This window comes from Mycobacterium sp. (assembly GCF_050701675.1).
GTDB lineage: Bacteria > Actinomycetota > Actinomycetes > Mycobacteriales > Mycobacteriaceae > Mycobacterium.
In genome coordinates, this window is the sequence record NZ_JBOGDD010001096.1 from 1 (window position 1) to 20,364 (window position 20,364).

18 protein-coding genes and 1 pseudogene are annotated in these 20,364 nt (G+C 65.4%); 11 read left to right on the forward strand and 8 right to left on the reverse strand.

Translation table 11 applies throughout. The features are described 5' to 3' along the window. Both ACRDUX_RS33700 and ACRDUX_RS33705 read left to right on the forward strand, forming a co-directional pair. A partial coding sequence (locus ACRDUX_RS33700) for a GrpB family protein (protein ID WP_526420683.1) occupies positions 1–438 on the forward strand: 438 nt, incomplete at its 5' end. Between the two features lie 80 nt (positions 439–518). Beyond that, positions 519–926 carry a hypothetical protein gene (locus ACRDUX_RS33705; protein WP_526420685.1) on the forward strand — a complete coding sequence of 136 codons (408 nt, stop codon included), beginning with the start codon at positions 519–521 and terminating at the stop codon, positions 924–926. A gap of 49 nt (positions 927–975) precedes the next feature. On the opposite strand, the pseudogene ACRDUX_RS33710 reads toward ACRDUX_RS33705, so the two are convergent. Further along, positions 976–1,874 (reverse strand): annotated as a pseudogene (locus tag ACRDUX_RS33710) (FAD-dependent oxidoreductase). 153 nt (positions 1,875–2,027) lie between these two features. On the opposite strand from ACRDUX_RS33710, the gene ACRDUX_RS33715 reads away from it, so the two are divergent. Continuing rightward, positions 2,028–2,549: a MarR family winged helix-turn-helix transcriptional regulator gene (locus tag ACRDUX_RS33715; RefSeq protein ID WP_526420687.1), complete on the forward strand. Its 522-nt coding sequence runs from the start codon at positions 2,028–2,030 to the stop codon at positions 2,547–2,549. Positions 2,550–2,615: 66 nt separating this feature from the next. Here the strand turns inward: ACRDUX_RS33715 and ACRDUX_RS33720 are convergent, their stop codons facing one another. Beyond that, positions 2,616–3,695 (reverse strand): hypothetical protein, encoded by a 1,080-nt coding sequence (locus tag ACRDUX_RS33720; RefSeq protein WP_526420689.1) that lies wholly within the window; start codon positions 3,693–3,695, stop codon positions 2,616–2,618. Between the two features lie 100 nt (positions 3,696–3,795). Between ACRDUX_RS33720 and ACRDUX_RS33725 the strand changes: the two genes are divergently transcribed. Beyond that, a complete protein-coding gene (locus ACRDUX_RS33725; protein ID WP_526420691.1) occupies positions 3,796–5,763 on the forward strand; it encodes a DUF6541 family protein in 1,968 nt (655 codons plus the stop codon). A gap of 90 nt (positions 5,764–5,853) precedes the next feature. On the opposite strand, the gene ACRDUX_RS33730 is transcribed toward ACRDUX_RS33725, so the two are convergent. Beyond that, positions 5,854–6,465, reverse strand: a complete 612-nt coding sequence (locus ACRDUX_RS33730; protein WP_526420729.1) for a TetR/AcrR family transcriptional regulator — start codon at positions 6,463–6,465, stop codon at positions 5,854–5,856. Between the two features lie 98 nt (positions 6,466–6,563). Here ACRDUX_RS33730 and ACRDUX_RS33735 point away from each other — a divergent pair, with 98 nt between their 5' ends. After that, the gene (locus ACRDUX_RS33735; protein ID WP_526420693.1) at positions 6,564–8,000 is read left to right on the forward strand and encodes a purine-cytosine permease family protein; all 1,437 of its coding nucleotides are present in this window, start codon (positions 6,564–6,566) and stop codon (positions 7,998–8,000) included. Between the two features lie 106 nt (positions 8,001–8,106). On the opposite strand, the gene relB is transcribed toward ACRDUX_RS33735, so the two are convergent. From relB to ACRDUX_RS33755, 4 genes are all read right to left on the reverse strand, one after another. Continuing rightward, entirely contained in the window at positions 8,107–8,421 is a 315-nt protein-coding gene (relB, locus tag ACRDUX_RS33740; protein ID WP_526420695.1) for a type II toxin-antitoxin system RelB family anti-toxin, read from the reverse strand. A gap of 251 nt (positions 8,422–8,672) precedes the next feature. Further along, positions 8,673–9,959 carry an NlpC/P60 family protein gene (locus tag ACRDUX_RS33745; protein ID WP_526420697.1) on the reverse strand — a complete coding sequence of 429 codons (1,287 nt, stop codon included), beginning with the start codon at positions 9,957–9,959 and terminating at the stop codon, positions 8,673–8,675. A gap of 373 nt (positions 9,960–10,332) precedes the next feature. Then, positions 10,333–10,620: a WhiB family transcriptional regulator gene (locus ACRDUX_RS33750; protein ID WP_526420699.1), complete on the reverse strand. Its 288-nt coding sequence runs from the start codon at positions 10,618–10,620 to the stop codon at positions 10,333–10,335. A 377-nt stretch (positions 10,621–10,997) separates the two neighbouring features. Next, on the reverse strand, positions 10,998–11,807 hold the full coding sequence (locus ACRDUX_RS33755; RefSeq protein ID WP_526420701.1) for an acyl-CoA thioesterase: 810 nt from the start codon (positions 11,805–11,807) through the stop codon (positions 10,998–11,000). A gap of 502 nt (positions 11,808–12,309) precedes the next feature. Between ACRDUX_RS33755 and ACRDUX_RS33760 the strand changes: the two genes are divergently transcribed. Continuing rightward, entirely contained in the window at positions 12,310–13,317 is a 1,008-nt protein-coding gene (locus tag ACRDUX_RS33760) for a methyltransferase (RefSeq protein ID WP_526420703.1), read from the forward strand. A 75-nt stretch (positions 13,318–13,392) separates the two neighbouring features. Here the strand turns inward: ACRDUX_RS33760 and ACRDUX_RS33765 are convergent, their stop codons facing one another. Then, positions 13,393–14,337: a LysR family transcriptional regulator gene (locus ACRDUX_RS33765; protein ID WP_526420731.1), complete on the reverse strand. Its 945-nt coding sequence runs from the start codon at positions 14,335–14,337 to the stop codon at positions 13,393–13,395. A 729-nt stretch (positions 14,338–15,066) separates the two neighbouring features. On the opposite strand from ACRDUX_RS33765, the gene ACRDUX_RS33770 reads away from it, so the two are divergent. Genes ACRDUX_RS33770 through ACRDUX_RS33790 form a run of 5 tightly spaced genes read left to right on the forward strand, consistent with a single transcriptional unit; the run spans position 15,067 to position 20,321 of the window. Continuing rightward, positions 15,067–16,008, forward strand: coding sequence for a metal ABC transporter solute-binding protein, Zn/Mn family (locus ACRDUX_RS33770; RefSeq protein WP_526420705.1), 942 nt, complete (start codon positions 15,067–15,069; stop codon positions 16,006–16,008). After that, complete coding sequence (locus tag ACRDUX_RS33775) at positions 16,008–16,862, forward strand: metal ABC transporter ATP-binding protein (protein WP_526420707.1); 855 nt, start codon at positions 16,008–16,010, stop codon at positions 16,860–16,862. Before ACRDUX_RS33770 ends, ACRDUX_RS33775 begins: the two co-directional genes overlap by 1 nt. Next, complete coding sequence (locus ACRDUX_RS33780) at positions 16,859–17,839, forward strand: metal ABC transporter permease (protein ID WP_526420709.1); 981 nt, start codon at positions 16,859–16,861, stop codon at positions 17,837–17,839. The genes ACRDUX_RS33775 and ACRDUX_RS33780 overlap by 4 nt, the downstream gene beginning before the upstream one ends. Further along, positions 17,839–18,129 (forward strand): DUF1490 family protein, encoded by a 291-nt coding sequence (locus ACRDUX_RS33785; protein ID WP_526420733.1) that lies wholly within the window; start codon positions 17,839–17,841, stop codon positions 18,127–18,129. Before ACRDUX_RS33780 ends, ACRDUX_RS33785 begins: the two co-directional genes overlap by 1 nt. A 50-nt stretch (positions 18,130–18,179) precedes the next feature. Continuing rightward, on the forward strand, positions 18,180–20,321 hold the full coding sequence (locus ACRDUX_RS33790; RefSeq protein ID WP_526420735.1) for a heavy metal translocating P-type ATPase: 2,142 nt from the start codon (positions 18,180–18,182) through the stop codon (positions 20,319–20,321). Positions 20,322–20,364 lie beyond the last annotated feature (43 nt).

Genomic DNA, 20,364 nt, shown 5'->3' on the forward strand with positions numbered 1-20,364 from the left:
CACTTGCGGGTTGGCGCCGTCGAGCACGTCGGCTCGACCGCGGTCCCCGGCCTTGCCGCGAAGCCGATTCTCGACCTCCAGGCTTCAGTCGCGGCCCTCGATGTCGCAGACGATGTGGCGGCCGTCCTCGCCGAGCATGACTGGCACTACGTCCCTCCGGTGCTGGATCACCGGCCCTACCGCCGATTCTTCGTCAAGGTCGCCAACGGTCACCGCACGGCCCACCTGCACCTCCTCGCAGCCGACGGTGATCGCTGGAAGGATCAACTCGCCTTTCGGGACGCGCTGCGCGCCGATCCCGAATTGCTTCGCGCCTACGCCCGGCTCAAGGCCCAGCTCGCCGAGCGCCATCGCGATGACCGAGAGGCCTACACCGCGGGCAAGAGCAGGTTCGTCCGCGAGGTGATAGGTCGGGGTACTGACCCGGACACGACGTAGTGCGCCCTGGCAAGATTCCGTCGATTCTTGGCGCGCACGACGGCGGCGACCGCACGGCCGCTGCCCTAACGTCGAGTCCGATGTCTGCGATCCTGCTGAGCGCCCACGTGATTCTGGCCGTGCTGGCCATCGGACCAATCGCGGTGGCGGCGAGCATCTTTCCGCGCTACGCCGGCACTCCCGGCGCCGGGCAGGTGCTACACCGGATCTGCGTGACGTACGGGGCGGTGGGAGTGGCGGTTCCCCTGCTCGGCATCGCGACCGCGGTGGCGATGGGCGTGCTGACGCAGCTGTGGGTGCTGGTGTCGATCGCGCTGACCGTGGTGGCGGCCGTCGTGCTCATCGTGGCGATCCTTCCCGCCCAGCGCGGCGCGCTCGCCGGCAACGACGTCGGCCGGCTCGCGATGACCACCGGGGTGTTCAACCTGCTGTGGGTGGCGGTCACCGTCCTGATGATCGTGCGGCCCGGTTCGTCAACCGGCGTGTGAGATGAGTTCGGAGGCCACGTATCCAGCGCATGTTCGCCGACGCCTCTGGTCATGGACTCACCATCGGATAGTTGGGTAACTCGAAGTCGTCGCGCACGCTTCGAGTAAGGAGCATGTCGGCGAGTGGACGGAAGTTCATCGTCCTCATCACCAGGTTGCGAAATCGGATGCCCAGCCGCGTCTGTGTCGCGAAGACCGGGAGAAGCTTCTGCGCCGCGGCCTGTTTGCCTTCGACGAATGGGCGCAGTCGCGCCTCGTAAGCTTCGAAGGCTCGTCGGTAATCCCCACGGGCGCAGGCGAGTTCGCCCGGTCCCCCCGCAGCGAGAACCGTCCGATGGATCGACCCGGCTGACTGTGGGTCACGTAGACGAGTTCATCGCGGGGCCGATAGCCCTCGACGACGCACGCCGCGACCACGCAGCCCAAATAGTGTTCGACGTCTGATTCGGACCCGAACGTCAGCCGGCGCACATTGGAGTGCAATCCGTCGGCACCGATGACGAGGTCGAAGTCGCGAGTCTTGGCCTGCGCAAAGCTCACAGACACGCCGTCGGGGTGTTCGTTGATCGCGGTAATGCCGTCGTCGAAGATGGTTTCGACGTCGTTGGCGATTGTGGCGTAGATGACCGCGGCCAGGTCGCCGCGCGGCAGGCTGGTGAACTTGCCGTCGGCCGCGTGCTCGATTGCGTCGGCGCCAAGGCTGGCTCCGACCCGGCCGTCGGGTCCGATCGAGCGGATCGACTGCACCTGGTAGCCGGCCTCGCGGATGGCCGCCTCGATTCCCATGCGTTGCGCGACCTGGTAGCCCACCCCCCAGAAGTCGACGACGTAACCGCCGGTGCGAAAGTTCGGTGCCCGCTCGATCAGCGTCGACTCGTGGCCGGTTCGGTGTAGCCAGTGCGCGAGCGACGGGCCCGCCACACCGGCTCCGCTGATCGCGATCTTCATTCCGTCAGCCCCTTCCACCGTGTCGTCGGCGGCCGGTGAACGCCTTCCACGCTATCTTCATCGGTGCAAAATGCACAATGGCTACTTCGCATACAATGCGGAATGCAAATAGTGCCGGGTGGATGTACCCTCCGGAACGGACGGAGGCCGCACATGGCATCAACGAAGAAACACAGCAGCGCCAACGGGTCGGCTGAAGCCGAGGGATACCCCGTCAGGCTCGAACGAGCCACCCAAGGACTGCTCGCGTTGAACGTCTCCGTCCTCGAGCACATGCAAAGCAGCGTCGGTCTGGAACCACTGCGAGCCCTCCAATCACTCGACCGCCGCGGCCCCAGCGTGGTGGGCGAACTCGGCGACGACATCGGCCTGGTGCCCTCCACCGCAAGCCGGCTCAGCGACCGCCTCGCCGAGGCCGGCCTCATCACCCGCCGCCCGGCACCGAGCAACCGGCGATCCACCCTGCTCGAACTCACCGACGCCGGCCGCGCCATTCTCGACGAACTGGTCGCGTTACGCGTCCGCGCGTTCGGCGACGTCGCCGATCAGATGAGCAACGAAGACCGCGACGCGCTCATTCAGGGCGCCAAGGCGTTCACCAGCGCGCAGCAACGATTGTCCGACAAGAGCAGCCAGCAGCGCGCCGAGTCCCGCCAAGCCAGCGACAAACCCTGACCGTCGACTCCAACGAGGGCGTCGTGCCAGCCAACTCGGTATGCCTCACTGCGAGTGCATCGTTGGTCACCGCTTGCATGTTGCGTACTTGCGGATGAGGACCAGTTCGGCGGGGGTCGGTTGGTAGACGCGTGGGTCGCGTGGTGTGCAACCGCCGATGGTCACTGCCACAGGGCCCCTGGCCATTCCGTAACCGCCGATATGGCCGAAGAGCTGGTCGCTGGCGCTGTAGAGCAGTGGGGTGGTCAGCTTTGCGGCGATCGGCAGATGGCGTGCCGCCAGCTGCAGCGCTACTGCGACATCGTGACTTGCCGTCGTCTTCTCCGAGATCCACACTGGCGGCGTGACTGGCCCGTTGATCCGCATCATGTCGACATGGGGGATGCGCTGATCGGCGTTGAGTTGCCGCCACACGTCCAGCTCGGCGGGTGTCGGAACTCGCCGGGAGAACACCATCTGGGTGGGCTGTTTGCCGGCACTGACCGTCCAGTCCATGCCCGCGAGATGGGCGAAACGGGCGGCCACGATGCTGACGGCGTCGGCGACTGTCGTGGCGTCGGCGGTATCGGCGAGCTTCACGGAGGCGACATTGGACCGTCCGGCCTCCTGGCGGGTCAGGGTCCCTGAAGGGTGGGCGATCGTGGCGCGCAGAGAGACGGTGGCCGCGGCGAAGGCGTGCCCCAGGTTCACCCAGTCCCTGGCTTGGCCGATGATCTGGTCCGGATTCGCCAGCGGTTGGTCTCCGCTGTCGACGGCGAATACGTTCCAGCCGCGGCGCAAGTCGAGTTCGGCGGCGTATCCGCGGTACGTTCCCGTGCCCAGATCGTGCAGATACCGGGTGACGACGGCAGCGGCTTGATCGGCGCTGGCATCGTCGGCGACATCGGCGTGGATGGAGAAGAGCACCGCGCCGCGGTTCGGATCGTTGACGTAGTCGGCGTGGATGCTCTGCACACCGCGCATGGCACCGAGCTGGTGGCCGAGTCGGTCCACTTCTGTGCGTCGATCGGGCACGGCGGCTTGGCATCCGGTCACCGATAGCAGCAGGGCCAGCAACACACTGCACAGCTGGGCGTGCCGTGGTCGGCGAACGCCCCCGGGTAACGCCGGTGAGTCCGAAATCCCGAATCCACGAGCGACGGTCATAGTCGCAGTATGCAATAGTTGCAGTCAGTATGGGTAACTGGGATGGAGCGAGGCGACGTCGCAACGAGCCCGCCGCGCGCGTCGAAGTCGCTGAGCGCCTGTGAGTTTGACTGTCGCCGTTCTGCTCGCAGTGGTCCTGCTCATTGCTCCTGGGACTGTCGTCGGGTGCGCTGCCCGACTACCGGTCCCGGTGTCGGTGGCGGTGGGGCCCGCGTTGACCTACGGCGTAGTCGGGCTGGCGATCATTCCGTTCGGCGCGGTCGGAATCCCGTGGAATGCGTGGACGGCGCTGATGGCTCTCGCTGGCGTCGTGGGTGTCGCGGTCGGCTGCCGGATCGTGCTGGCTCGATACCGAGACCATGACACCGAGGTGCTGGCCGTCGCCTCTGGACCGGCGTTCGTCGTCGGCGCTGGGGTGCTGCTTGGGGCCGTCCTGATCGGATACGCTGCCGTGTGCGGCATCCCGCACTGGGAGTCCATCCCCAGCACCTGGGATTCGGTGTGGCACGCCAACACAATTCGCTTCATCCTCGACACCGGTCAGGCGTCGTCCAACCACATGGGCGAGCTCCGCAACGTCGAGACCCACGCCCTGCTCTACTACCCGTCGGCGTTTCACGCGCTGGCTGCCGTGCTCAGTCAACTGACCGGCGCGGCTCCGGCCACGGCGTTCACCGTGAGCGCGCTCGCCGCGGCAACCTGGCTGTTCCCGGCCAGTGCCGCCGTCCTGGCCTGGCACCTGATGCGGTCTCGCACCACACAGTGGCGTGCCGCCGGGTGCGCCGCCGCAGCCGCGGCGCTGTCGGCGTCGTTCACGGCCGTGCCGTACGTGACCTTCAACACCGCCGCGATACCCAACCTGGCCGGCTACGGCATCGCGGTGCCCGCCATGGTCCTGACCGCGTCCACCCTCGGGCACCGCGATCGCGTTCCGCTCGCGATTCTTGCTGTGGTGGGCACCTTCTCGGTCCACACCAGTGGCGGAGTCGTCACCCTGGTGTTCCTTGCCGCATGGTGGCTGTTCGACGCGAGCTGGCATCCGGTTCGGGGCCGGGTCGCCGACGTCGTGACGCTGCTCGCCGCCACCGTGCCCGCCGGACTCATCCTGGTCCCGCAGTTCATCGCCCTGCTCCATCAGGCCGACGTCATTTCCGGTCACCAGTTCCGCACCGGACTGGGCAGGAAGCGCTCGCTGATCAACGCCGTGCTACAGCACACCCGCCACCTCAACGACTTCCCGATCCAGAACATCGTCATCGGACTCGCAGGAGTCGGCGCAGTGATCCTGTTGGTGAAGAAGGTCTGGTGGCCGCTGGCGGTGTGGCTGCTGCTGGTCGTGTCGATCGTGCGTTCGGCCGCTCCGTTCGGCGGCCCGATCGGGTTGGTGACCGGAAAGTTCAGCGACTTGTTCTACAGCGACCCGCGACGGCTGTCGGCTGTGGTGACGATGGTGCTGGCCCCGATGGCCGGTATCGCGCTGCTCACGCTGGCGACGACCGCCGGGTCGGCAGCGCGCCGTGTCCTCGACCGCGTCGCCTCCCGGTCGCTCACCGATCGTGCACGGCTGGCGGGGACCGCCGCGCTGATCGTGGCCGTAAGCGTCGGCTGCGCCTGGCACTACTTTCCGCGTCATCGACTGCTGTTCGGCCAGACGTACGACTCGGTGATGATCGACCACCGCGACACCGCCGCCATGGCCTATCTTGCAACGCTCCCCGGCGCCCACAGCACCCTGATCGGCAACGCCAATACCGATGGCACCGCGTGGATGTACGCGATCGCCGACCTACACCCACTGTGGACGCACTACGACTACCCGGTGCAGCAGGGTCCCGGCCACAACCGCTTCATCATCTGGGCCTACGCCGACGACGCCGACACCGACCCACGGGTCGCCCTCGCGGTCAAGGCACTCAATCTCCGCTACGTGCTGACGAGCACGCCGGTGGTCGGCGGGTTCGTGATGCCGGACGGGCTGGTGTATCTGGATCGATCGAAGTCGTGGGCGAAGATCTACGACAATGGCGAGACACGCATCTTTGAATGGCGCGGTCCGCGCCGAACGTGACGCCACTGCGAAGAATCCGCCAGATTTTCGCAGCCACGTCACGTTCGCGGCGTGAACCGACGCGTTGAGCCGATGATCCGACCCGGTTCGTCAACCGGTGTGTGAGGTGAGTTCGGAGGCCACGTAGGAACGGGCGATGTGCTCGATCTCGTCGCCGGCGGCGTTGCGGATCACCTTCTGTGCGCCAAGTCCGTCGATGAGGATCAGTAGCCGTCTCGCTGCCGCGTCGGCGTCGGGAACGTGGAACTCGCCCGTCTCGCGGCCCGCCTGCACGAGGTCGCCGATCAGCGCCAACCAGTCATCGGTGAGCGCGTTCGCCTCTGCCGCCAGCGTCGGATTGCGCCGACCGAGACTCCACGCGTCGAGCCACAGCGCGCTGGCGTCCTCGCTGACGTCGCCGAGCGCGTAGTCCATCAGGGCGTCGATTCCCGCGGTCGGCGTCGGCGCGGCGTCGATGCGGGCCCGGGCCGCGTCGAGGTCCGCCAGGGCGGCCGTGCGGAAGGCGGCGGCGATCAGCAGCTCCGCAGAGGAGAAGTAGTGACTGACCAGGCCGGGAGTGACGCCGAGGTCGGTAGCGACACGTCGCAACGTCACCGCGGACAGCCCCTCGGCCTGACTGATCTCGACGGCCTTGGCCAGTAACTCGCCGTGGCGTTCAGCGGGCAGTTTGCGCTTGGCGTCGCGTGCCTCGGTGCCTTGCATGACCACTTCGCAGTTCTCCCTCTTGACGGATGCCGATTCTTATTGAACACTACATCAACACTATTGATGTACCTATCAACAAGCTGAATCGAGCAGCCATGACCGCCATCGCGTCACATCAGGATCTGAGTTCCGCGAACCCGGCCGAGGACCACTTCGGTGCCGTCGAGACCGCAGGCGTCGAATACCTGCCCGAGGACGCGCGCGACTCGCGGCCCCGCAACCTCGGCGCGGTCTTCCTCGGCGCAAACCTCACCTGGACGAACGTCGTCTTCGGCGCGTTCGCGATCCTCTTCGGACTGTCGTTTTGGCAGACCGTCGCATCGATGGTCGTCGGCACCGCGGTCGGCACGCTCGCCGTGATGCCGACCGCGACGATCGGACCGCGCACCGGCACGAACATGACGGTGTCCAGCGGCGCGTTCTTCGGCATTCGCGGCCGCTTCATCGGGTCGGGACTCGCGCTGGCCATCGCTCTCGGCTTCGCAGCGGTGACGGTGTGGACGAGCGGCGACGCCCTCGTGGCGGCGGCCCATCGCCTGCTGGCGATGCCCGACACCCACGTAGCTCACGCGATCGCCTATGCCGTCGTCGCGGCGCTCATGGTGGCGGTGGCACTCTACGGTCACGCGACCATCGTCGCGATGCAGAAGATCGTGGTACCCGTCGTCGGCACGTTGATGGTGCTGGGCTTCTTCGCCTTCTCGGGCAGCGTCGACCTGGGCACGCCTGGCGGCGACTACGCCCTCGGCGGTTTCTGGCAGACCTGGATGCTGTCGGCCGTGCTATTCGCCGCGGCGCCGATCTCCTACGGTCCGACGATTGGTGACTACACGCGGCGCCTGTCGCCAATTCGATTCAGCGACAGGCAGATCTGCGTCGCACTCGGCATCGGAATGTTCCTCGGGGTCATGTTGCCCAGCCTGTTCGGCGCCTTCACCGCACTGGCGTTCTCGAATCCGACGGACTCGTATCTCGACGATCTGGTGAACGCCTCCCCCGCCTGGTACGTCCTGCCGATCGTCGTCATCTCGCTCCTCGGCGGGCTGAGCCAGGGGGTGCTGTGCATCTACGCCAGCGGCCTGGATCTGGAAGGCCTGACGCCGCGACTGAGACGCACGCAGACGACCGTCATCACCGCGGCGGTGGCCATCGCCCTGCTCTATGTCGGCGTGTTCGTGTTCGACGCAGTCGAATCCGTCACCGCGATGACGATCGCACTCAACGCCGTCATCACACCATGGATCGCGATCCTCGCCATCGGCGCGATGCGCACCCGCAACTACGACACGGTCGACCTGCAGGCCTTCGCCAACGGCAGACGCGGGGGTCAGTACTGGTTCACCGGCGGCTGGAACCTCGGCGCGGTCGTGGCGTGGACGGTGGGTGGCGCGTTCGGGCTGCTGGCCGTAAATACCACGCTCTACGTCGGGGCCCTGGCGGACATCGCGGGTGGCGTCGACCTGAGCACCATCGGGTCGGCCGTGATCGCAAGCTTGATTTACGCGGCGTCGAGTCGTTTCATCAAGACATGACAACCGATCCCGGCACTGTCGTGTCCGATCCGAGCGAGATTGCCTCGACGCGACTTTTGGCCGCTGGCGGAGTCCACGGCTGCTGGTCATCGACATACAACACTCTTCAGGCCCCTGCGTTCGCATCTGTGCTGGGACTGGGCGCGCTACGCAGCAATTCAACAACCTTGTCGCCGAAGTCGGCGACGATCCGCAGTCTCCCGCCCAGCGCGGCGACGTAAGACTGCAGGGTGGCGAGCTCGGTGTGCAAAGGGTCACCGCTCTCCACCTTGGAGATGCGCGCCTGGGACACTCCCATGATGGCGGCGACGTCGGACTGGCGAGCACGGCCACGCGCTTTGCGAATCTCCGCCAAGCGATAGGCCTCGCACATCTCCCTGCCTGCGGAGTCGGCACGGGCCTCGCGCCAGTTGCCTGCCATGGTCATTCCCTCTTGATTCAGCCGTTGTTCCGCTTGTCGTACTGGTGCCAGACGGCTGGACAATTCTTGTCCTGTAGGCGTTTTCAGCCCATCGCGCCGAGACACACAGTCCGCGCAACTCGCCGAGTCATCGCATGATCAAGCTATCACAAAATGGGTGGCACAGCCCAGTGTAGGGCGACCCGGGTGCGTGCCACATCCTGGAGACCCGACGGGTTGGCACAATCGGATGCCGTCGCCGACACGCCCGGTCAGTACTCGATGAAGCGGGTGACGTACGGCGTCATGCCGGAGGTGCGGACTGGCGAGATGTGCACATCAGAACCAGTGAAGGGCGCTTCGAGCATCATTCCTTGCCCTAGGTAGAGGGCTTCGTGCTGGCTGGCGTTGGGGCCGTAGAAGATCACGTCGCCGCGGCGCATCTGCGATGAGGGAATCTTTCGTCCGGCGTTGTACTGACTTCCGGAGTAGTGAGGCAGCTTGATGCCAACACCGGCGAACGCGTACAACACGATGCCAGAGCAATCGAAACCTACAGTGCCGGCGCCTGAATCGATCCCGCGGGATGGCCCAGAAGCATTTCCGCCGCCCCACGAATAGGGCACTCCCATTTGAGACATTGCCCGACGGATCACGTACTCGGAGGCTTGACGACCGTAGACCCGCGGGATGGCGCCATTGGTGATGCCCGTTCCGCCGGCACCGGAGACGCCACCGAGGTTGATGCCAATTCTCGACAGGAACGAACGGCCCAGGTTGGCGGTGGTCTTAGCCGACGTCGAGGCGATCTGCAGCACCGAATTGACGACCGCCAGCGGATCGGTCGCCACGTTGGCGCTGGGCACCATTGGCAAGGTGCTGTCCCACTCGCCAGCCCCTTCGGCCGATCGGCGCGCTCCAGGCGTCCCGTCCCAATCCGCCTGGACTGCGCGGACGGTCCCGACCCGCATCAGGGCCGCGTCGCGCTTCGCAGTCAGACTCGCGAGCTCGCTCTGTTGCGTGCCGAAGTCCTGCTGCGCCGCGGTGAGCGTGGTCACCGCTTGGGCCTGCGATTCTAGAGCTGCGGCGGCGGCGCCATCGGCCTCTTGCTGTGCCAACCTCGCGGCTGACTCCTCATTGGCCTTGTCGGTCCGAGACTCTTGCAATCCAGACACCGTCTGCGCGAAAGCCTCTGAGAGCACCTGACCCTCAGACGCGGTGGCGATGAGGTCCTGAGGGTTGGCGGCAGTCAGGTACGACGACGACGGTCCGTCGACATAGGTGGACACCGCGAACTGGTCGAACCGCCGTTGAGCCGAATCAATGGCGGCGTCTGCGGCGGTCAACGTGCCCTGACTGACGGCCACTCGTCGGGTGGCCTCAGCCGCTGCGTCTCGAGCCGCGGCAACCGTGGCGATCGCCTTGTTCACGTTCTCTTGACGTTGCTGTATCTCAGCCCCGACATCATGAAGCCGCTGTTCGGTCTGCGCCAGTGCCGCCACCGCATCGACCGTGGCGTCGGCTGGTTGCGCCGCGGCGACGTATCTCCCGTCGACCAAGGGTCCTGCGCTACAGACGAGCACCAATGCGCACGCGCCCGCCGCACGCCGCCGCCTAGACACCAGGACCTCCGGCGCAATCTCGACATTGCCGGCCCACTACGCAGCTTTCGAGACTTGATGACGAAACATTCTGTGATGCAGGTTGTCTCAGGTCGCGCCTGATCACCGAGAAGGACTCAACGTACCAATGCCCAGTCAACCAGCCACCTCCATACTAATGATTTATAATGCTTTTACCATTAGTAATGTAGGCAGTTCGAATTGCCTCGGTCAAGACACCGAGACCCATCGTGACGTCACGATCCTGTTACGGATGCATGCTGGCAGTGACGCTCACAGATACGGTGGCGGAGCGTGGCGCCGGTTGGCCTCAGAACTGAGATCGACTGCGGCGATCGAGAATCAGGCGGCGCTCAGATTCACTGAGTCCACCCCAGGTTCCCCACGGCTCTCGGTAGGCCAGGGCATACTCGCGGCACTGCACCAAGACTGGACACTGGGCGCAGAGCACAGCAGCTCGTCGGTGGCGAAGTTCGGCCGCGTGCGGACGCTCGCCATCGCTAGCGAAGAACACATCGACATCCTCACCCCGACACCGCGCCGAGAACAGCCACTCCCATGCATCGGCGCTGGGGCCTGGCAACACCCGGTCGCGCATCGCGGGAATGTGACGCCGGGGCGGTCTTTGAATGTCCACACTGGTGCTCGATTGAGATCGATTGACGTCCATCGATGTTGTTCCCTTCCGAAGGTCGCCACGCGTAGCGAACGGCCTTCTCGCCGAGCGACTTCGAACTCGCTACGGGACCGCCTGCCCTCCGGGGCCCTGACGTGGGACCGTCCGGGTGGCGCATCCTCTGTCTGACGATGCAGCCGACAGGAGGCCGACACGTCGACTCAGTACTGGCGCGACACCCGACAGCGTAATGGGTGCCTCACCCCAAAACAATGCGACCAGCCCGCCGCGATTCAATGTACGAATGAGGTATGACGGTTGTCCAGGACCCGTGCAAACGCCAAGAGGCGACCTGTCGTTCAACCCTTGAAGTAGACGATCTGATGGGACATGGCCAGAAGTGTGCCGGCGCGACTCCATAGCGCGGCGCTCTGATCGAAGTACCCGCCCCCGAAACGGTTGGCCCTTGCGCTGCCCAACAGAAAGTCATCACCGACCATCTCCAGTTGGCCGCCATCGGCGTGGAAGTAAGTGGTCAGCGAAATCGTGCCGGCGGGGACGAACTCGCCGCGGCGCAGGAACACCCGCGGATAGAAGACGTCGCATAGTGCGGCCACCGCCGGATGGTCCAGACGGCGTGGCGGATTGTCACGCACCCAGAGGGTGGTGGTGGATTCGGAATACACCTGTGCGACGCGAGTTGGGGCGGGGCCCACCACAGTGCGCATGTCATAGTTGCGCAGCCACGGAGAGAAGTCCGACGGCTCCTGTGCGCCTGCCTGTTCCGGTGTCGGCACCACCGGCGGGTGCGCCTCGGTGTCGGCCCAGGTATCGCGCCTGAGGCCGAACAGCGCGGTGGCGGTGGTCTTGGTCTGACCGTCTTGACGAAGCTGGGCGATCCAGTGCTGATTCGTACGATTGGTGCGTGCCGACTCGACGACGATGTCGAAGTCTCCGTCGGTGATGGGTGCGGCGAAGTTGACGGTCAAGGCCACCGGCTCACCGAGCCGGTCCGGCTGCATATCGAGGGCACGCAACATCGTCGCCGCGGTGATCCCTCCGAAGGGGCCAACCATGTTGGCCCAGTCGGGTCGCGTACGCCCGCGTACGAGCCCGGCACCCACCGGTTCCAGTGCGATTGCCGCATCGAAGGGGTGCAGCACGGGCATCACCACGACTCCATTCGCAGTCCGTCTCCGGATTCGTCATTACCGGCCGAAGCGAGCTGCCCTGAAGCGCCTGAGATCGCCCTCGCGCTCCCTCACGTCGACAACTGACGACTGGTACACGCACCTTGTTTTTTCGGGACGATACCACCGCCGGCATCTCGCATGGCCGTACCTTTCGCCCCTGGTCCGCATCGCGGGTGCTTACGGCGGCGGCAATAAAGCGGCCGAAACGAGCCCATTCGCAGCGGTTGTCGACCAGGAGCCGGTTCAGGAGCACCATTGGATGAGTTAAGGCGTCGCATTACTGTCGATATCGTTGGCAACAAGGACTTTTCACTACCACATGGGCGCCGCGACGAATCACGAATGGTGATGAGACGGGAATAGCCAGCCGCGGGCGGCTTCGCATGGGATTCGGTCCAGTGATCAAACCGGCGGCAGGTGAAACAGGGCGCACTCGCCGAATCGTCCGGTGGCAGAGAGAATTGAGATGGGAGCATCGATGGCACCGACGCGCGAGCATCACGATGCCGTCTATCGGCTGACCATGGCCGGGTGGGAAACCCAGGTCACTCGCACGTTGGCGCGGCTGTCGGTCGCCGAGCACTTGCAGGTTGGACCGCTGACCGCTTCGGAGATCGCCGACAAGCTGTCCAGCGATCCCGAAATGACCTATCGCCTGCTACGGGCCGCGGCCGCACTGGGTTTCGTCGTCTACAACGCCGACACATCCCGATTTGCCGGCACCGCGATGCTCGAGGTTCTCTGCGGCGAGTCGGCACTGTCACTGAAGCACTACGCCCAGATCGCAGGCAGCGACGTGTTCTGGCTTCCGAGCCGTCGAATGGCGGAGACCGTGTTGCGCGGGCGCAACCACAGCGATGAAGTGCTCGGGGGTTCACCCTTCGAGTACTTCGCGCGGAACGAAGCGGAAGCGCGCGTCTTCAGCGCTGCGATGACGGAAATCTCGGCACCGGTGATCTCCGAGGTGATTCCACTGATCGACGTGGGCGAGGCCCGGCTCGCAGTCGACGTCGGCGGCGCAGACGGCGCATTTGTCGCCAGTCTCCTGGCAACCCACGAGCAGATGCACGGTGTGGTGCTGGACCTGCCCCAGGTCATGGCGGGCGTAGTGTCCGAATCCCGCCGCCGGGGGCTAACGGACCGCATGACGGGAATGCAGGGTGACTTCTTCGAGGAGGTTCCCCCTGCTGACATCTATCTGCTGAAGTTCATCCTGCACGACTGGGACGATGAGTCTTGCAAACGAATCCTCTCCAACATCCGGGCAGCGATGCGGCCCGAATCCCGACTCTTCATCGTCGAGATGACCGCCGACGAGGGCTCCCTCGAAGCCGCCATGATGGACATGGGAATGCTGACGGCTTTCACCGGCCAGGAGCGCGAGAGCCGCCATCTCGGGTCGTTGGTGACGGCGTCCGGACTGCGGCTGGCTCGTACCTGCCCCTTGCACCGGCCGTATCTGATGCTGGAGGCCGTTTCGGGTTGAGTCCATTGCGTTTTCGGATGTGACGGGCCGTCCACGACGACGACGTCACGAGCCCAACGCTTCGGGCGAGGCGTCTTAGTTCAGTTGGACACGCGGCGTGGTATGACCTGTCGGACATGGCGCATTCACACTGTCTTCGAGTAGTGCCACGAGATGGCCCAGATCTCTTCGGCGCGATGCAGCCGACCAGGCCGCCCACGTGCGCCGCCGAAGAGGATCGCCAGTCAGTCGGCGCCACTTGATGGGTGGAGGAAGGGCGCCTTGGCAGCTTGGCGGGGCCAAGGCGAACGATCGGCCCAAACTCACACTCGCGTAGGTGACCTCGGGAACGAGCTCGTCTGTATGGCGGGCCGATCGTTCGATGCGCAACCCGTAGCTTCGCAACGTCGCGGTCAATTCGTCGTACCAGACTGGACTGCTCTCTCTGGGGAAACCGTGCCACTGCAGGTCCAGGCCGGCCAGCATTTCGAGGCCAATCTCGCTGGAGGGACCGAACCTGTCGGCCTGAGTCTCGCTGACGATCACTCCCAGCGACTCGTCGGCGACCAGAAGGGCATCGAAGTTGAGGTTTGCCGGCCGATGCCGAAGGAGTCCCAGGTCAAGCTCTCCCGCACCGAGGGCGGCGATTTGGCCGGTGGTGCACCGTTGGCGTACCACCACGGTCATCGCTGGATGAGTCGGCCCCAGCGTTGCCAGCGCGCCGCTCAGCAGACCTGGAGGCAGGCCGAAGGGAATGCCGATCCGGAGCAACGTCTCCTCACTGGTGCCCCGTGAGATCGCGGCGACGGCCTGCTCATAACGAGCAAGGACCGCTCGAGCTTCGGTGACCAGCACCTTGCCGGCCGACGTAGTCACCACACCGGAACTCGTCCGCTCGAGGAGCAGCACACCACACTGCTTCTCCAGTCCCCGGATGGTGTGCGAGATGGCGGGCTGGCTCAAGTTCAACCGGTTTGCCGCTCCGGCGAACCGACCCTCCTCCACCACTGCGACGAAGGTTCTCAACTCACGAAGGTCCATCGTCACGCCTGCACTGAAATGCTGCGGCATCCGGGATGCCGGCCCGTAACCCCCGCTCGCCCGATCGGCGGCCGAGAGGGTCGGCGGCGGGACGTCGTCGGCATTGCTTTATGGGCCATATAACCCAGTTTGCACTAAAACAGTGAATGGTTCTCGAACTCTCAGCACATTGACAGCTGTCAATTGACCGGACACCACTCGATCCCCTCTGCGATCATCAATTCCAACTGGGCGAATGGCATCACGGCTGACCCCGATGTCGGTGCCGCAAAGATCCGTGGACAAAGGCCTGGCCCTCTTTGCGGCAACCCGCTATATTGGGTCGAGTACCCCACTCCTGTGAACGCAGGCGGGGCGGACCGCGCGGCATTCGAATGCGTGTGCGTAACGGGACGGGAGCGGTGGACCCCCGATCTCCCGCGCCGCTGTGCGCGCAGCTAATCATCGCCAATCCGCGAAGGAGTATCCATGACCACCAACCCCGGCGGGCCCAGAGCATTCCTCCCCGTGGGTGCGGCGTCGGTAGCGAGCGGTGAACGTGACGTCGACGAATAGTGGTGAGCACGGCAGACATTCGGTCCGCCCATCGGGCGCGTCGGTCCTCCCTCCACGACGTACGCCAACCCCAAGCCACTCGGCAGCTCGAGCCCAGGGTATGGCGTCTCGACAGATGCTCTACAGTCCTATCGGAAACGATTCCCATTTTCATTAGCACCATGGAGGACATCTATGAGCATCCGCTTCGCCCCTAGAGTCGCCGTCGCAGGCGGCGCGTTGGCCGTGATCTGCCTCGCGCTGGGTGCATGCACCGCGGCCCCATCACCGCCAGCCGCACAGACGGCCACGAGTTCGACTGCGGGAGCGAGCGCTCCGCTCGACGTGGTGGCAAGCACCAACGTCTGGGGTGACATCGTCAAGCAGATCGGAGGTGATCGCGTGGCAGTGACGTCCGTCATGTCAGATCCCAACACCGACCCGCATCTGTTCGAAGCGGATGCCAAAACTGCTGCCGCAGTGAGCAAAGCGCAACTAGTCATCGAAAATGGGTTGGGTTACGACGATTTCATGGACACGTTGATCTCGGCATCCCCGAATTCCAGTCGGGCGGTGCTCAACGCCGCCAACGTGATGCAGATCAACGGCCAGGATGCCAACCCACACGTCTGGTATGACATCGCGAAGATCCCCGATGTCGCTTCGGCGATCTCCGATCAACTTGACAAGCTCGACCCCGACGATGCGGCGACGTTCACGGCCAACGCCAAGACGTTCACCGATAGCCTGACCCCGATCAATACGGCAATCGCCACCATCAAGACCAAGGACTCCGGCGCCCCGATCGGGTACACCGAACGGGTACCGGGCTATCTCGTCGACGCCGCGGGGCTGAAGTTGGCGACGCCGGCGTCGTTCGCCCAGTCCATCGAGGACGGCAACGATCCCAGCGCGGCCGACAACGCAGCCTTTGACAACGCGCTCTCGAGCAAGGCCATCAAGGTGCTGCTCTACAACGGTCAGGTGACCAGTCCGGCGACCGACGCGATCAAGCGACTAGCCCAGACGAGCGGCGTACCGGTGGTCGGGGTGACCGAGACCCTTCCCCCGACGGACAAGGATTTCCAGGCCTGGCAGCTACGCCAGATCAATGACGTCGCAAAGGCACTGGACTGATGACCGGTCCCACCGTGTCGCCGACGCCCCCGACCGTGGAGCTACGCGGCGCCTGTCTGGCCTACCAGGGCCGCCAGCTGTGGCAGAACATGGATCTGACCGTTGCGGCAGGCGAGTTCATCGTCGTATTGGGCCCCAACGGCAGCGGCAAGACCTCCCTGCTCAAGGTACTGCTGGGATTGACCCCATTGACGGCGGGGACGGTGCGGGTGTGCGGGAGTCCGCCCGCGCGGGGCAACAGCGCCGTCGGCTACATCCCGCAGCAGAAGGGATTCGACCGGGACCTGCCGATCCGGGGAATCGACCTGGTGCGGCTCGGTCTCGACGGCCACCGCTGGGGCTTCGGTATGCCGAATCGGCGCCGGCAACGGGTGCTCGCCGCGGTCGCCGCGGTCGGCGCGACGGGGTTCGCCAACGCCCCGATCGGGCGGTGCTCCGGTGGCGAGCAGCAGCGGCTACGAGTGGCACAGGCATTACTCGGTGACCCGAGCCTGGTGTTGTGCGACGAAGCGCTGCTCTCGTTGGACCTCAAACACCAGCGCGACGTACTCGTGCTGATCGATCGCCGCCGCCGCGCCCTGAACAGTTCGGTGATCTTCGTGACCCACGAGATCAATCCCCTACTGCCCCTGGTGGACCGCGTGCTCTACGTGGTGGGTAACCGCTGGGCCATTGGAACTCCCGAGGAGGTGCTGACCGGGGACCGATTGTCCGACCTGTACCAGACGGAGATCGACGTACTGCGGGTTCGGGGCCAGATCGTCATCGTCGGCGCTCCGCGCGCCGTGGACCAGTCGACTGACGCTGCCGAGCACCTAGCACAGTGCCACGACGAGCGGGCGAGCATCCGATGACGGTGACCGAGTACCTCGCACAGGGATTCGTGCAGCACGCGTTGATCGCAGCGACCCTGGTCGCAATCACCGCGGGACTCATCGGCCCAGTAGTGATCATTCGCGACCTGGCGTTCGCCGTGCACGGAACCGCTGAGTTGGCCTTCACCGGAGCAGCGGCGGGCCTGGTCGCCGCCAACGACCCCGTGCTGGGCGCGGTACTGGGCGCTATCGTCGTGGCCACGGCCATCGGGCTGCTCGGAAACCGCGAACGTGAACGCAACTCGGCCATCGGGGTGATCCTGGCGTTCGGTCTCGGTCTAGGGGTGTATCTCCTGTCGCTGTACCGGGGATTCGCCACCGCGGCAACCAACATCTTGTTCGGCCAGATCTTCGGGGTGAGTCCGGGCCAGATCACGCTGCTCACCAGCATTGCGATCGGTGTGCTGATCTGCATGGCATTGCTGTACCGGCCGCTTATGTTTGCCTCGGTGGATCCCGAACTGGCCGAGGCGCGCGGGGTGCCCACCCGGCTCGTCGGTCTGCTCTTCGTGTACGTATTGGCGCTCACGGTGACTGCGGCCGCACAAGTCGTCGGCACCCTGCTGGTGCTCAGCCTGGCGATCACCCCGGCGGCAGCGGCCAGCCGGCTCAGCGCCCGTACACCGGTGGTCATTGCCATCTCGGTCGCGTTTGCGTTGATCGCCGCCGACGGTGGCCTGCTGCTGAGCCTGGTCCACTCCGCGGTCAAGGCCAGCGTCTTCATCACCCTGATCAGTTTCGTGCTCTACCTGTTCGCTCGGATGGCGGCGGTCTCGATCGTGCCCCGCGTCCAGGCCCGCAGCCGACACTCAGTGCGCAGCCCCGACCTTGGCGACACGGCCGATCAGCCACTCGACGCCGCCCCCGCAACGTTATTAGAGGTGCTGACTGACCACGGTGGCGAGACAAGTGTTGTGCCGCAAATCCGTTGGGGCACTGATGAAGGGAAAAGATGATGATGGTTGAGGGAATGATTGCCAAGGTGGCCGCCACGGTGGTGACCGGCACGGTCGGCGCAGTGGCCTATGACGCTCTCCGAAGGGCTGCCGCCAAAGCGCCCCTTCGCGGCGTGGCGGTATCCGCGGCGGCGGTCGGACTGCGCGGAGTGCGCAAGGCAGAGGACGGTGCGGAGTCGGCGCGTCTAACGGTGGCCGACGTCGTGGCAGAGGCGCGGGAACGCCTCGGAGAGGAAGCACCGCCCCCCGGAGTGACCGACGGGGTCCACGACCACGACCACGACCACTGAACGGCGTCGCGGTGAGCGTCTCGTTGGAGTCGGGTGCCACCAATTCACCAATCCTCTCCGACGCGGCGGGACGGGTGCGGGTGCGCGTGCCCTGGATCCGGTCGAACGCACTGCGTGCCGTCGCGGTGGAGGAATCGGTCGACAAGATCGCCGGCGTGCGCGCGGTCCACGCCTACCCGCGCACCGGTTCGGTGGTGGTGTGGTGTTCACCCAAGTGGTCTGACCGCCAGCAGATCATCGACGCGATCGCCGCCGCCCGCCAGGTCCGCGTCGAATTGGTACCGGTCCGCGCACCGCGCTCCGCCGACGTTGCGAACGGCGACGTGTTGCGGATGGCGATCGGCGGGATCGCGCTGACATTGCTCGGACTGCGGCGCTACGCGTTCGCCCGCTCGCCGCTGTTGGGCCCGACCAGCCGGCTGATCGCCACCGGCGCGACGATCATCACTGGCTACCCGTTCCTGCGTGGTGCGGTGCGCGGACTGCTCGGTGGTAGGTCGGTTGGCACCGACGCCCTTGTCTCCGCGGCCACGATCGCCAGCCTGGTCCTTCGCGAGAACGTCGTCGCCCTCACGGTGCTGTGGCTGCTCAACATCGGTGAGTACCTTCAGGATCTGACGTTGCGCCGCACGAGGCGGGCGATCGCGGATCTGCTGCGCGGCACCGACGACACAGCCTGGGTGCGGACCGCCGACGGCTCGGAGGTTCAGGTCCGCATCGACACTCTCGGCGTCGGCGATCTGGTGGTCGTGCACGACCACGTAGCCATACCCGTGGACGGTCTGGTGTGTGATGGTGAGGCGATCGTCGATCAGTCGGCGATCACCGGCGAGACCCTGCCGGTGAGTGTCGCCGTCGGTGCGCGTCTTCATGCCGGTTCGGTGGTGATCCGGGGACGACTGGTGCTGCTGGCGAGCGCAGTGGGCGCCGATACGACGATCGGGCGCATCATCACCCGTGTCGAGCAGGCACAGCAGGACCGGGCACCGATCCAGACCGTGGGCGACAACTTCTCCCGTCGGTTCGTCCCGGCGTCATTCCTGTTCTCGGGATTGACGCTGGCGCTGACCGGTGACGTGCGCCGTGCGATGACCATGTTGCTGGTCGCATGTCCGTGCGCGGTCGGACTGGCCACCCCGACGGCGATCAGTGCCGCGATCGGCAATGGCGCGCGCCGCGGCATCCTGATCAAGGGAGGCTCGCACCTAGAGGAAGCCGGCCGCATCGACGCCGTCGTCTTCGACAAGACGGGCACCCTGACGGAGGGAAGGCCGGTGGTCACCAATGTCATTGCATTCCAGAAGGGCTGGGAACCCGAACAGGTCCTTGCCTATGCCGCGAGTTCGGAGATTCATTCACGCCATCCCCTGGCCGAGGCGGTGATCCGCTCCACCGAAGAGCGACACATCACCATCCCCCCGCACGAGGAATGCGAAGTCCTGGTCGGGCTCGGCATGCGTACCCAGGCCGACGGACACACCCTCCTGCTGGGCAGTTCTGCACTCCTGCGTGGAGAGAACGTACGTGTCACCAAGAAGGCCGCCGACTGGGTCTCCCGACTTCAACGCCAGGCCGAGACACCGTTGCTGCTTGCCGTGGACGGGAAGCTGGTGGGATTGGTCAGCTTGCGCGACGAGATCCGCGCCGAAGCACGTGACGTGCTCGTCGCGTTGCGCGCTGGAGGCGTGCATCGGATCGTGATGCTCACCGGAGATCATTCCGAGACCGCTGCGGCCGTGGCTGACGAGTTGGGAATCGACGAATGGCGCGCCGAGGTGTTGCCCGAGGACAAACTCGCGACCGTGCGCGCACTGCAAGCCGAGGGGCATCGGGTGGCGATGGTCGGCGACGGCGTCAACGATGCGCCGGCTCTGGCCGTCGCCGACATCGGCATCGCGATGGGACTCGCCGGCACCGACGTCGCCGTGGAGACCGCTGACGTCGCACTTGCGAGTGATGACCTGAACCGACTGTTGGACATCCGCGACCTGGGATCGCGGGCCGTGACGGTCATTCGGCAGAACTACGCCATGTCGATCGCCGTCAATGCCCTGGGCCTGATGGTGGGTGCCGGTGGCGCCCTCTCGCCTGTGCTCGCCGCCATTCTGCACAACGCCTCATCGGTCGCGGTCGTCGTCAATAGCTCGCGGCTCATCAGATACCAACTGCAGGAGGAACCGTCCGCTCGGTGAGTGGCCCTGCAGCGTGCGGTACACCGTTGTCAGGCCACCGCTT

Excerpts from the sequence above, each read along its gene's own strand:
- ACRDUX_RS33705 (WP_526420685.1), top strand. The coding sequence starts at position 519 with ATGTCTGCGATCCTGCTGAGCGCCCACGTGATTCTGGCCGTGCTGGCC.
- ACRDUX_RS33715 (WP_526420687.1), top strand. The coding sequence starts at position 2,028 with ATGGCATCAACGAAGAAACACAGCAGCGCCAACGGGTCGGCTGAAGCC.
- ACRDUX_RS33720 (WP_526420689.1), bottom strand. The coding sequence starts at position 3,695 with ATGACCGTCGCTCGTGGATTCGGGATTTCGGACTCACCGGCGTTACCC.
- ACRDUX_RS33730 (WP_526420729.1), bottom strand. The coding sequence starts at position 6,465 with ATGCAAGGCACCGAGGCACGCGACGCCAAGCGCAAACTGCCCGCTGAA.
- ACRDUX_RS33735 (WP_526420693.1), top strand. The coding sequence starts at position 6,564 with ATGACCGCCATCGCGTCACATCAGGATCTGAGTTCCGCGAACCCGGCC.
- relB (WP_526420695.1), bottom strand. The coding sequence starts at position 8,421 with ATGGCAGGCAACTGGCGCGAGGCCCGTGCCGACTCCGCAGGCAGGGAG.
- ACRDUX_RS33750 (WP_526420699.1), bottom strand. The coding sequence starts at position 10,620 with ATGCGCGACCGGGTGTTGCCAGGCCCCAGCGCCGATGCATGGGAGTGG.
- ACRDUX_RS33755 (WP_526420701.1), bottom strand. The coding sequence starts at position 11,807 with ATGCCCGTGCTGCACCCCTTCGATGCGGCAATCGCACTGGAACCGGTG.
- ACRDUX_RS33760 (WP_526420703.1), top strand. The coding sequence starts at position 12,310 with ATGGCACCGACGCGCGAGCATCACGATGCCGTCTATCGGCTGACCATG.
- ACRDUX_RS33765 (WP_526420731.1), bottom strand. The coding sequence starts at position 14,337 with ATGGACCTTCGTGAGTTGAGAACCTTCGTCGCAGTGGTGGAGGAGGGT.
- ACRDUX_RS33770 (WP_526420705.1), top strand. The coding sequence starts at position 15,067 with ATGAGCATCCGCTTCGCCCCTAGAGTCGCCGTCGCAGGCGGCGCGTTG.
- ACRDUX_RS33775 (WP_526420707.1), top strand. The coding sequence starts at position 16,008 with ATGACCGGTCCCACCGTGTCGCCGACGCCCCCGACCGTGGAGCTACGC.
- ACRDUX_RS33780 (WP_526420709.1), top strand. The coding sequence starts at position 16,859 with ATGACGGTGACCGAGTACCTCGCACAGGGATTCGTGCAGCACGCGTTG.
- ACRDUX_RS33785 (WP_526420733.1), top strand. The coding sequence starts at position 17,839 with ATGATGGTTGAGGGAATGATTGCCAAGGTGGCCGCCACGGTGGTGACC.